We start from the raw sequence: 12,079 nt of genomic DNA on the forward strand, positions 1-12,079 counted from the left end.
ACAGCTTGACGGCAGAGTCGGGGGGCCGGTGACGCAGGCCACAGGCAAACAGCCCCGGGCTCTTAGCTCGGTCGATAAACGCGCACATTGGCATGCCCCTCACTGAGCAAATGGTGGGCATGCAGGCGACTCATCACGCCTTTGTCGCAATACAGCAGGTACTGGCGAGTAGGGTCCAGTTCCTTGAAACGAGCGTTCAATGCATAAAACGGCATCGTCTGTACCTCAATGCCACCGAGTTCCAGCGGCTCGTCTTCAGCGGCATCCGGGTGACGGATGTCGATGATGATCTGGCCCGCCAGTGCTTCGCTGACTTCTTCGATCTGCAAGTCCTGGCCCAATTCGTCGATCACGCGATCAATCGGCACCAGTTTGGCGTTCTCGAGCGCACGCTCAAGGACCGCCATGTCGAATTCTTTCTCTTCATGCTCCACGCGCGGACGCTTGGCGTGGGTCTTGGGGTTCACCGAAATGACCCCGCAATACTCCGGCATGTGCTTGGCGAAGTCGGCAGTGCCGATTTCGTTGGCCAGGTCGATGATGTCCTGCTTGTGACTGGCGATCAGCGGACGCAAGACCAGCTTGTCGGTCACGCAGTCGATCACGGACAGGTTCGGCAACGTCTGGCTCGATACCTGGGAAATCGCTTCACCGGTAACCAGCGCTTCGATGTCCAGCCGATCGGCAATACGGGAAGCAGCGCGCAACATCATACGCTTCAAAACTACACCCATATGACTGTTATCGACTTTCCCGAGAATTTCTCCCAGAACTTCCTCGAACGGCACACTGACAAATAACACGCGCTGGGAGCTGCCGTACTTCTTCCAGATGAAGTGCGCGACTTCCATGACGCCCAGTTCATGGGCCCGTCCGCCCAGATTGAAGAAGCAGAAATGGCTCATCAGGCCGCGGCGCATGATCTGGTAGGCAGCCACCGTGGAATCGAAGCCGCCGGACATCAGTACAAGCGTCTGTTCCAGGGCTCCCAGCGGATATCCGCCGATGCTGTTGTGCTGGCTGTGGATCACGAACAACCGTTTGTCGCGAATTTCGATGCGAACTTCGATTTCTGGCTCTTTCAGCGAGATTCCGGCAGCACCGCACTGACGACGCAGTTGGCTGCCGACGTATTTCTCGACATCCATCGAACTGAATTCATGCTTGCCGGCGCGTTTGCAGCGCACCGAAAAAATTTTCCCGGCCAGCGAATCGCCGAAGTGCAGCTTGCACTTGGCAACGATGTCGTCGAAATCACCCAGCGGGTATTCGTCGACCTGCAGGAAATGCGCGATGCCCGGCATGCAGCTCAGGCGATCGGTGATCTCCTTCAGTACTTTGGGCTCGCTGACGCGGGTTTCAAGCTCGAGATTGTCCCACACACCGTTCACCACCACGGCCGGGTCCAGATCGCGGAGCACGGTGCGGATGTTTTTGGCCAACTGGCGGATGAAACGCATCCGTACCGGGCGGCTCTTGATGGTGATCTCGGGGAAGACTTTTACGATTAGTTTCATGAAAACAGCGCGCGCTGGGCCAGCCGAAAAAGGGGGGCGCGGATTATAGCGGAAATTGCTCAAGGTTTAACCAGTTAATGTGCAGAAGGTTTTGCACGCACCAAAACGGGTCATTTGTCGAATTTAGCGCCACATTGTAGGGCGGAATTTTTGCCTTAAGTGCGCCTTGCGCCTTTATAAGCGTGATATTGGGGCAAAAAACCCATGGTGGGGCACTGGCATGCAATTTGCTCCCTTGTGAGGCAGGTTGCCTTGGCAGAGTATTCGCGCCGGCATCACCCACATTCTAAGGGCATCCACTACTAAGCCCGAAGCCACCCGGAGGACACTATGTCGAAGTCGGTTCAACTCATCAAAGATCATGACGTCAAGTGGATTGATCTGCGCTTCACGGACACCAAAGGCACTCAGCACCACGTGACCATGCCGGCTCGCGACGCGCTGGATGACGCTTTCTTCGAAGAAGGCAAAATGTTCGACGGTTCCTCCATCGCTGGCTGGAAAGGCATCGAAGCCTCCGACATGATCCTGATGCCGGACGACAGCACTGCCGTTCTCGACCCGTTCACCGAAGAGCCGACCCTGATCCTGGTTTGCGACGTGATCGAGCCTTCGACCATGCAAGGCTACGACCGTGACCCACGTGCGATCGCCAAGCGTGCAGAGGAATACCTGAAGTCGACCGGTATCGGCGACACCGTATTCGTTGGCCCGGAGCCAGAATTCTTCATCTTCGACGAAGTGAAGTTCAAGTCCGACATCTCCGGCTCGATGTTCAAAATCTTCTCCGAACAAGGTTCGTGGATGTCCGACCAGGACGTGGAAGGCGGCAACCGTGGCCACCGTCCAGGCGTCAAAGGCGGCTACTTCCCTGTTCCACCGTTCGACCATGACCACGAAATCCGTACCTCCATGTGCAACGCCATGGAAGAAATGGGCCTGGTCATCGAAGTTCACCACCACGAAGTGGCAACTGCCGGCCAGAACGAAATCGGCGTGAAGTTCAACACCCTGGTTGCCAAGGCTGACGAAGTTCAAACCCTGAAGTACTGCGTACACAACGTTGCTGACGCATACGGCCGCACCGCGACCTTCATGCCTAAGCCTCTGTACGGCGACAACGGTTCGGGCATGCACGTTCACCTGTCCATCGCCAAAGATGGCAAGAACACCTTCGCTGGCGAAGGCTATGCCGGCCTGTCCGACACCGCTCTGTACTTCATCGGCGGCATCATCAAGCACGGTAAGGCCCTGAACGGCTTCACCAACCCGTCGACCAACTCCTACAAGCGTCTGGTCCCAGGTTTCGAAGCGCCGGTAATGCTGGCCTACTCGGCTCGCAACCGTTCCGCTTCGATCCGCATTCCTTACGTGTCGAGCCCACGTGCTCGCCGTATCGAAGCCCGCTTCCCGGATCCAGCAGCCAACCCGTACCTGGGCTTCGCTGCACTGTTGATGGCTGGCCTGGACGGCATCCAGAACAAGATCCACCCAGGCGATGCTGCCGACAAAAACCTGTACGACCTGCCGCCTGAAGAGGCGAAAGAGATCCCACAAGTTTGCGGCAGCCTGAAAGAAGCCCTGGAAGAGCTGGACAAAGGTCGTGCGTTCCTGACCAAAGGCGGCGTGTTCTCCGATGACTTCATCGACGCTTACATCGCTCTGAAAAGCGAAGAAGAAATCAAGGTACGTACCTTCGTACACCCACTGGAATACGAGCTGTACTACAGCTGCTGATCCGGTAGCGCTGCGACACGCGGCGTGACAAAAAGAGGCCTCCTTCGGGAGGCCTTTTTTGTGCCCGCGATTCAGTGTTCGACAAAGATCCCTGTGGGAGCGGGCAAGCCCGCTCCCACAGAGCTTCGCGGTATCTGAAAGACCCCGGCAAACCATACCCAAATGTTTACAACTTGGGTCAATCGTCAGCCCTGACCTATGCTGCAACTCAACGCTTTCGTTTCTGGTCGATTTTATGGGTCGTGGTTTTCTGTTCATCTTGCTGCTGATCGCCCTGCCCGTCGCCGCGCAGATCTATAAGTACACCGACGCCGCCGGCAACACCGCGTATAGCAATCAACCACCCGATGGCGTGAAGGCCCAGCCGGTCGAACTGCCGCCGCTCAATAGCGTTGAACGCCAGACTCCCGCAGCAGCGCCCGCCGAAGCCACCCGCCGCGAACAACCGCGCAGCGCGTACGAGGTGCTGGAGCTGACCAACTTGCCCACCACCGAAGCGCTGCGAGCCAACAACGGCAGCTTCACCGTCAACGTGCTGATCAAACCGCGCTTGCAGGGCCCGCATCTGTTCAGGCTGTTGCTGGACGACCAACCTTACGGCCAGCCGAGCAACGTACCGACCCTGCAACTGGTGAATATTGATCGAGGGTTGCACAGCCTCGCGGTGCAGGTGATCGATGGGGAAAACATCGTGCAGCAGAGCCCGACCGTGACCTTCACGGTGCAGCGGGTGCATAAGCCGTGAGGTTTTGGCTGCTGGCCGCCTGCTTGATCGCGCTGCCCGCGTCAGCCGAGGTCTTCACCTACGTCGACGCCCAGGGCAATCGGGTCTTCACCGATCAGCCAGGCTCCGGCAATGCCAAGCGCGTGCCGATCGCCGCAGGCAATCGTATGTCCGCCAACCCGACCGGCGCACCTCCGGTCGTTGCCGGAAAAAAAGCAGAAGCCAAACCCCTGTTCCGCTACGACATGCTGCGAGTACTGGTGCCCGAGCCCGACGCCACAATCCGCAGCAGTGCCGGAGAGTTGATCGTCAGCATCACCAGCGAACCCGGCCTGCAACGCGGTCATCGCTACCGCTTGCTGCTCGACGGCCAGCCCACCGCCGAGCCCGGCCCCAGCCCGGTATTTGCCCTGAGCAACATCGACCGCGGCAGCCACAACCTGTCGGTGGAAATCCTCGACGAACTCGGCCGCACCGTCGAGCGCACCGCCAATCAACCGTTCCACATGTTGCGCATCTCCCTCGCGCAAAAACGCCAGGTCAAACCCTGCACCCTCGCCGACTACGGCCAGCGGCCGGAATGCCCGCTCAAAGACAAACCCGAAGAAGAAAAAAATCCCTTCCTGCGCTTCTTCTAACATCGTTCAACTTTTCGCACTACATTGGTGCAATAGGTTGCACCGTACTCACATACCAACCCATTTTGGTTCGAAAGTACCCGCGAAAGCTGGCAGAACGCCACGCAAGCGCGCGTCAAACGCCCGTTTCAGGCCTTTAACGCTTCTTTTCGGAGCCTTGGTTTGGTTTTTGCATTTTCCTGGTATCGGCGCGTTATTCACGCGCACGCCCTGCTCCAAAAGAGGTCCTGATGACCATTAGCGACGCACTGCATCGATTGCTGCTCGACAACCTGACCACCGCCACCATTCTGCTCGACGCCGAACTGCGCCTCGAGTACATGAACCCGGCGGCAGAGATGCTTCTGGCCATCAGCGGCCAGCGCAGCCATGGCCAGTTCATCAGTGAGTTGTTCACCGAGTCCACCGAAGCACTGAACTCCCTGCGCCAGGCGGTCGAACAGGCGCATCCGTTCACCAAACGCGAAGCGATGCTGACGGCCCTCACCGGCCAGACGCTGACCGTCGACTACGCGGTAACCCCGATCCTGGCCAACGGCGCCACCATGCTGCTGCTGGAAGTCCATCCGCGCGACCGCTTGCTGCGAATCACAAAGGAAGAGGCGCAACTGTCGAAGCAGGAAACCAGCAAGATGCTGGTGCGCGGCCTCGCCCACGAGATCAAGAACCCGCTGGGCGGGATTCGCGGCGCGGCCCAGTTGCTTGCCCGCGAACTGCCGGAAGAAAGTCTGCGCGATTACACCAACGTCATCATCGAAGAAGCCGACCGCCTGCGAAATCTCGTCGATCGCATGCTCGGCTCCAACAAGTTGCCGTCGCTGGCCATGTGCAACGTCCACGAAGTGCTGGAACGCGTCTGCCACTTGGTCGAGGCCGAAAGCCAGGGCTGCATCACATTGGTGCGCGATTACGATCCAAGCATTCCCGACGTATTGATCGACCGTGAACAGATGATTCAGGCGGTCCTGAACATCGTGCGTAACGCGATGCAGGCCATCAGCAGCCAGAACGAACTGCGCCTGGGCCGCATCACTATGCGCACCCGTGCCATGCGCCAGTTCACCATCGGCCACGTGCGCCATCGCCTGGTGACCAAGATCGAAATCATCGACAACGGTCCCGGCATTCCTGCGGAACTTCAGGAAACCATCTTCTTTCCCATGGTCAGCGGGCGCCCGGACGGTACCGGACTCGGCCTGGCCATTACCCAGAACATCATCAGCCAGCACCAGGGCCTGATCGAATGTGAAAGCCATCCAGGCCACACCACCTTCTCGATCTTTCTGCCACTGGAACAAGGAGCCACATCGACATGAGCCGTAGTGAAACCGTGTGGATCGTCGATGACGACCGTTCTATCCGTTGGGTCCTGGAAAAAGCCTTGCAGCAGGAAGGCATGACCACGCAGAGCTTCGACAGCGCCGATGGCGTGATGAGCCGCCTGGCGCGCCAGCAGCCGGACGTGATCATCTCCGACATTCGCATGCCGGGTGCCAGCGGTCTGGACCTTCTGGCGCGGATTCGCGAGCAACACCCACGGCTGCCAGTGATCATCATGACCGCGCACTCCGATCTGGACAGCGCTGTCGCGTCTTACCAGGGCGGCGCGTTCGAATACCTGCCCAAGCCGTTCGATGTCGACGAAGCGGTGTCCCTGGTCAAGCGCGCCAACCAGCACGCCCAGGAACAGCAAGGCCTGGAAGTCCCGGTCGCCCTGACCCGCACACCCGAAATCATCGGGGAAGCGCCGGCGATGCAGGAAGTGTTTCGCGCCATCGGGCGCTTGAGCCACTCCAACATTACCGTGTTGATCAACGGTGAATCGGGTACGGGTAAAGAACTGGTGGCCCACGCCCTGCACCGCCACAGCCCACGGGCTGCTTCGCCGTTCATTGCGCTGAACATGGCGGCCATCCCGAAAGACCTGATGGAATCCGAGCTGTTCGGCCATGAAAAAGGCGCGTTCACCGGCGCGGCCAACCTGCGTCGCGGACGTTTCGAACAGGCGGATGGCGGCACGCTGTTCCTTGATGAGATCGGCGACATGCCGGCGGACACGCAGACCCGTTTGCTGCGCGTACTGGCCGACGGCGAGTTCTACCGCGTCGGCGGCCACGTGCCGGTCAAAGTCGACGTGCGGATCATCGCGGCGACTCACCAGAACCTGGAAACCCTGGTGCACGCCGGGAAATTCCGTGAGGACTTGTTCCACCGTCTCAACGTGATCCGCATTCATATTCCACGGTTGTCGGACCGTCGCGAAGACATCCCGACCCTCGCCAAGCACTTTCTCAGCCGTGCCGCGCAAGAACTGGCGGTCGAGCCGAAGCTGTTGAAAAGCGAAACCGAGGAATACCTGAAGAACCTGCCGTGGGGCGGTAACGTCCGTCAGCTGGAAAACACCTGCCGCTGGATCACGGTGATGGCTTCGGGTCGCGAAGTGCACATCAGCGACCTGCCGCCGGAGCTGCTGAGCCTGCCGCAGGATTCGGCGCCGGTGACCAATTGGGAGCAAGCGCTGCGCCAGTGGGCCGACCAGGCGTTGGCGCGCGGTCAGTCGAGCCTGCTCGACACCGCAGTGCCGGCGTTTGAGCGGATCATGATCGAGACTGCGCTCAAACATACGGCTGGCCGCCGCCGCGATGCCGCGGTTTTGCTGGGTTGGGGGCGTAATACCCTGACGCGCAAGATCAAGGAATTGGGGATGAAGGTGGATGGTGGGGATGATGATGAAGGGGAAGAGGGTTAATCAGCCTTCAATTTCCATCGTTGCTTAAATCCATTCGCGGGCAAGCCTCGCTCCCACAGTGATCTTCAGTGTGTTCACGATTGCGTGAACACCATTGAACCCTGTGGGAGCGGGCTTGCCCGCGATGCTTTTGGGGACTGCCGTGCACCGCCTGAATGCACCGTGAACCGCAATCGCGCACGCCAACTGATCCGAAATCCTGCCTGCGCTCGCAATCCAAGCCTTATCGAAAAAACACGAAAGCCCCGTAATCCGGGGCTTTCAGCGTTTCGAAGCGGCTTTCTGTTTCAACTTGTTAAAACCTGGCACGCCCCCTGCAATAGTCCATTCAGTGATTCAGTTCACTACCCGGTTTCGGGGACCTTGGTACAGGCAGGCCGGGGATTCCCCTCTTTACATCGGGCTCACACCGCACTTGCGACGAGCCCAAACAGTTTTGGGGCCCTTGATACAGGCAGGTCAGGGGTTCCTTCTTTACACCGGGCTCACGACGCAACGCGCGAGCCCTGCCGTTTTGGGAACCTTGGTACAGGCAGGCCGGGGATTCCCTCTTTTATTGCTCTCGGAGATGGATCTCCAGCCGCCAGCGGTCATCGACCTCGCTACCGGCCCACTCGCCTTGCAGTGGCCGGGCCGCCACCACCGACAGCAACAATCCCCCATCACTCAAACGCACGCGCCAGTTCACGCTCTTGTCGTTGAGCTTGAGCTGGCCTTTCTGTGCTTTGCCTTCAGCCTCGAACAGCAATGCCAGGCTACCGTCGACGAACTCGCCGTGGGACTTGGGTTCGTTGTTGAACCACACCACCAGCCCATCGTTCGTCACGTCGACTTGCTGCAGTTCGCTGGGGTCGGGCGTGGTCAGGCGACCGATCATCAGCCCCACCATCACCCCGACAATCGCCAGCGAAGCCATCACGCGGGGGAATAGTTTCGATCGGACATCCGCTTGCGGCGTAGAATGCCCGTCATCTTTACCTTCGGAGCCGTGCATGTTTCACGTCATCCTTTTTCAACCAGAAATTCCGCCGAATACCGGCAACGTTATCAGGCTGTGCGCCAACAGTGGCTGCCACCTGCATTTGATCGAACCGCTGGGCTTCGAGATGGACGACAAGCGCCTGCGCCGGGCCGGCCTCGACTATCACGAGTATGCCACCCTGCAACGCCATGCAGACCTCGCCAGCTGTCTGGAGAGCCTTGGCCATCCACGATTGTTCGCGTTCACCACCAAGGGTTCGCGGCCTTTCCACGACGCGAGCTTCGCCGAGGGTGATGCCTTCCTGTTCGGCCCTGAAAGCCGGGGCTTGCCCGCCGAAGTGCTGGATGCCCTGCCCGGCGAACAACGTCTGCGTTTGCCGATGCGCGAAGGCTGTCGCAGCCTGAACCTGTCGAACACCGTGGCGGTTGCCGTGTACGAAGGCTGGCGCCAGCTCGGTTTCAAATAACGCCACAAACCAATGTGGGAGCGAGCCTGCTCGCGAAAGCGGTTTGTCAGGCGACATTGATGTCTCTGACACTCCCTATTCGCGAGCAGGCTCGCTCCCACATTGAAATTGCTTTGGTGCTTAAATCGCTTATTGAACGGTCGGAGTCTCGCCAGCCGCCTGCATGCGTTGCAGTTCTTGTGCGTACAGTGCGTCGAAGTTCACCGGGGCCAGCATCAGGGCCGGGAACGAACCGCGAGTCACCAGGCTGTCCAGGGTTTCACGAGCGTACGGGAACAGGATGTTCGGGCAGAACGCGCCGAGGGTGTGGCTCATCGAAGCGTCGTCCAGGTTCTTGATCAGGAAGATCCCGGCCTGTTGCACTTCAGCGATGAACGCCACTTCGCCGTTCTCACCGTTTTTCACGGTCACGGACAGGGTCAGCACGACTTCGTGGAAGTCGCCTTCCAGCGCCTTTTGACGGGTGTTCAGATCCAGACCGACGCTCGGCTCCCACTGCTGGCGGAAGATCGCCGGGCTTTTCGGAGCTTCGAAAGACAAGTCACGTACGTAGATGCGCTGCAAGGAGAATTGCGGTGCGGTTTCTTCTTCGCTGGCTGCAGTGTTCTGTTGGTCAGTCATCTCAGATCCTTTCTGATCTTGGGGTCTTATAGGGAAGGCATTCAGGCCTTGAGCATGGCGTCGAGCTTGCCGGCGCGCTCAAGGGCAAACAAATCATCACAGCCACCAATATGGCGCTCGCCGATCCAGATCTGCGGCACGGACGTACGTCCGGCCTTCTGGGCCATGGCGGCGCGCACCTGCGGCTTGCCATCGACCTTGATCTCTTCGAAGGCCACGCCTTTGTTCTCGAGCAGGTACTTGGCTCGCGAGCAATAAGGGCAGTAATCGCTGGAATAGACGACGACGTTGCTCATATCACTTCACCAGCGGCAGGTTGTCGCCTTTCCAGCTGGAAATACCGCCGGACAGCTTGGCGGCGGTGAAGCCGGATTTCATCAGTTCGCGAGCGTGAGTGCCAGCGGTCTGGCCCATGGCGTCGACCAGGATGATGGTCTTGGCCTTGTGCTTTTCCAGTTCGGCGACGCGAGCCGCCAGTTTGTCGTGAGGAATGTTCAACGCGCCAACAATGTGACCGGCGGTGAAATCCTTGACCGGACGAATGTCGATCACAACGCCCGCGTCCTTGTTGACCAGCCCGGTCAGTTCACCGGTGCTCAGGCTGCGGCCGCCGCCTTGCATCTGATAGGCGATCAGCAACGCCAGCAGTACGACGAAGATACCGACGAGCAGATAGTGGTTAGTGGCGAATTGAATCAGGTTAGCAACCATCGAAGGAGGTTCCAGGGCGTTAAAATGTCGGCCAGTATACACAGCCACTATGGTGGGCCAAACCCCGTCCGGCGGTGACGCCGTCGGAACTTCGCTTTAAACTGCCACTCCCTTTTCCATTGCCCTCTTTTAACTCAGCCACGAGTGGAATCCATGACTACCACGCCTAAACCTTTGGTCCTGATCATCCTCGACGGCTTCGGTCACAGTGAGAGCCCTGAATCCAACGCCATCTATGCGGCGAAGAAGCCCGTACTGGACCGCCTGTGGGCCACGGTGCCGAACGGTCTGATCTCGGGCAGCGGCATGGACGTCGGTCTGCCGGATGGCCAGATGGGCAACTCCGAAGTCGGCCACATGAACCTGGGCGCCGGCCGTGTTGTGTATCAGGACTTTACGCGCGTGACCAAATCGATCCGCGACGGCGAGTTTTTCGAGAACCCGACCATTTGCGCTGCGGTGGATAAAGCCGTTGCCGCCGGTAAAGCCGTGCATTTCATGGGCCTGCTGTCCGATGGCGGGGTTCACAGCCACCAGGATCACCTGGTCGCCATGGCTGAACTGGCCTACAAGCGCGGTGCCGAAAAAATCTACCTGCACGCCTTCCTCGACGGCCGTGATACGCCGCCGAAAAGCGCCCAGTCGTCCATCGAACTGCTCGACGCGACCTTCCAGGCCCTCGGCAAAGGCCGGATCGCCAGCATTATTGGCCGTTACTTCGCCATGGACCGCGACAACCGCTGGGACCGCGTAGCCCAGGCTTACAACCTGATTGTCGATGGCAACGGCGAATTCAACGCCGCCACCGCTCAGGAAGGCCTGCAAGCCGCGTACGAACGTGGCGAGAGCGACGAATTCGTCAAAGCCACCTCCATCGGTGAGCCGGTGAAAGTCGAAGACGGCGACGCCGTGGTGTTCATGAACTTCCGCGCCGACCGCGCCCGCGAACTGACCCGGGTCTTCGTCGAAGACGATTTCAAGGATTTCGAGCGTGCTCGTCAGCCAAAACTGGCCGGCTTCGTCATGCTGACCCAATACGCCGCCAGCATCCCAGCCCCCTCGGCCTTCGCCGCCGGCAGCCTGGACAACGTGCTCGGCGACTACCTGGCGAAAAACGGCAAGACCCAACTGCGCATCGCCGAAACCGAGAAATATGCGCACGTGACCTTCTTCTTCTCCGGCGGTCGCGAAGAACCGTTCCCGGGCGAAGAGCGCATCCTGATCCCGTCGCCGAAAGTCGCCACTTATGACTTGCAGCCGGAAATGAGCGCGCCGGAAGTCACCGACCGCATCGTCGATGCCATCGAAAACCAGCGTTACGACGTGATCGTGGTCAACTACGCCAACGGCGACATGGTCGGCCACAGCGGCGTGTTTGAAGCAGCGGTGAAAGCCGTGGAATGCCTGGACCTGTGCGTCGGCCGCATCGTCGATGCTCTGGAAAAAGTCGGTGGCGAAGCGCTGATCACCGCCGACCACGGCAACGTCGAGCAAATGGCCGACGCCTCCACCGGCCAGGCGCATACCGCTCACACCACCGAACCGGTGCCGTTCATTTATGTCGGCAAGCGTGATTTCAAGGTTCGCGATGGCGGCGTGCTGGCGGATGTGGCGCCGACCATGTTGAAGCTGCTGGGCCTGGAAAAACCGGCGGAAATGACCGGTACTTCCATTCTGGTGTAACCGAACCCCGCAAACCCCCGAATAACCCTGTGGGAGCGGGCTTGCCCGCGATAGCAATCTGACAGCCAACTTCTATGTTGAATGTCAGGACGCCATCGCGGGCAAGCCCGCTCCCACAGTGGTTTGTGGTGGTTTCAAAGATTAATTACACCCGTATCCCAGGCCGGTTATCACACAGCCCCAATTGGGCGTTTTTTTTGCAGCGTGGGGCGGGCATACTAGGCCGTCCCTTTCCCTGGTATCACCCGCCT

Annotated in this window: 12 protein-coding genes; 7 read left to right on the forward strand and 5 right to left on the reverse strand. The window is 59.3% G+C overall.

Features of this window, described 5'->3' with window-relative positions; genetic code table 11:
- Positions 1-62: 62 nt before the first annotated feature.
- Positions 63-1,517, reverse strand: a complete 1,455-nt coding sequence (thiI, locus tag F8N43_RS20935) for a tRNA uracil 4-sulfurtransferase ThiI (protein WP_150631797.1) — start codon at positions 1,515-1,517, stop codon at positions 63-65.
- Between the two features lie 330 nt (positions 1,518-1,847).
- Between thiI and glnA the strand changes: the two genes are divergently transcribed.
- The 5 genes from glnA (at position 1,848) to ntrC (ending at position 7,365) form a co-directional block, all read left to right on the forward strand.
- A complete protein-coding gene (gene glnA / locus F8N43_RS20945) occupies positions 1,848-3,254 on the forward strand; it encodes a glutamate--ammonia ligase (RefSeq protein WP_027922158.1) in 1,407 nt (468 codons plus the stop codon).
- A 235-nt stretch (positions 3,255-3,489) separates the two neighbouring features.
- Positions 3,490-3,999, forward strand: a complete 510-nt coding sequence (locus F8N43_RS20950; RefSeq protein WP_150654294.1) for a DUF4124 domain-containing protein — start codon at positions 3,490-3,492, stop codon at positions 3,997-3,999.
- A complete protein-coding gene (locus tag F8N43_RS20955; protein WP_150631800.1) occupies positions 3,996-4,616 on the forward strand; it encodes a DUF4124 domain-containing protein in 621 nt (206 codons plus the stop codon). The genes F8N43_RS20950 and F8N43_RS20955 overlap by 4 nt, the downstream gene beginning before the upstream one ends.
- Positions 4,617-4,846: 230 nt before the next feature.
- A complete protein-coding gene (gene glnL, locus F8N43_RS20960; RefSeq protein WP_150631801.1) occupies positions 4,847-5,932 on the forward strand; it encodes a nitrogen regulation protein NR(II) in 1,086 nt (361 codons plus the stop codon).
- Positions 5,929-7,365, forward strand: coding sequence for a nitrogen regulation protein NR(I) (gene ntrC, locus F8N43_RS20965; RefSeq protein ID WP_017336064.1), 1,437 nt, complete (start codon positions 5,929-5,931; stop codon positions 7,363-7,365). Before glnL ends, ntrC begins: the two co-directional genes overlap by 4 nt.
- Positions 7,366-7,918: 553 nt before the next feature.
- On the opposite strand, the gene F8N43_RS20970 is transcribed toward ntrC, so the two are convergent.
- Positions 7,919-8,359 (reverse strand): hypothetical protein, encoded by a 441-nt coding sequence (locus tag F8N43_RS20970; RefSeq protein ID WP_150631803.1) that lies wholly within the window; start codon positions 8,357-8,359, stop codon positions 7,919-7,921.
- On the opposite strand from F8N43_RS20970, the gene F8N43_RS20975 reads away from it, so the two are divergent.
- Positions 8,358-8,813 carry a tRNA (cytidine(34)-2'-O)-methyltransferase gene (locus F8N43_RS20975; protein WP_007949025.1) on the forward strand — a complete coding sequence of 152 codons (456 nt, stop codon included), beginning with the start codon at positions 8,358-8,360 and terminating at the stop codon, positions 8,811-8,813. The genes F8N43_RS20970 and F8N43_RS20975 overlap by 2 nt on opposite strands.
- A gap of 129 nt (positions 8,814-8,942) precedes the next feature.
- Here the strand turns inward: F8N43_RS20975 and secB are convergent, their stop codons facing one another.
- The 3 genes from secB to F8N43_RS20990 are packed head-to-tail and all read right to left on the reverse strand — an operon-like array spanning position 8,943 to position 10,145.
- A complete protein-coding gene (gene secB, locus F8N43_RS20980) occupies positions 8,943-9,434 on the reverse strand; it encodes a protein-export chaperone SecB (protein ID WP_027922165.1) in 492 nt (163 codons plus the stop codon).
- Positions 9,435-9,475: 41 nt separating this feature from the next.
- Positions 9,476-9,730, reverse strand: coding sequence for a glutaredoxin 3 (gene grxC / locus F8N43_RS20985; RefSeq protein WP_010464569.1), 255 nt, complete (start codon positions 9,728-9,730; stop codon positions 9,476-9,478).
- Between the two features lies 1 nt (position 9,731).
- Complete coding sequence (locus F8N43_RS20990; RefSeq protein ID WP_150654295.1) at positions 9,732-10,145, reverse strand: rhodanese-like domain-containing protein; 414 nt, start codon at positions 10,143-10,145, stop codon at positions 9,732-9,734.
- 153 nt (positions 10,146-10,298) lie between these two features.
- Here F8N43_RS20990 and gpmI point away from each other — a divergent pair, with 153 nt between their 5' ends.
- Complete coding sequence (gene gpmI / locus F8N43_RS20995) at positions 10,299-11,828, forward strand: 2,3-bisphosphoglycerate-independent phosphoglycerate mutase (protein WP_150631805.1); 1,530 nt, start codon at positions 10,299-10,301, stop codon at positions 11,826-11,828.
- Positions 11,829-12,079: the final 251 nt, after the last annotated feature.

This window comes from Pseudomonas fluorescens (assembly GCF_902498065.1).
GTDB classification, from domain to species: Bacteria; Pseudomonadota; Gammaproteobacteria; order Pseudomonadales; family Pseudomonadaceae; genus Aquipseudomonas; species Aquipseudomonas fluorescens_BJ.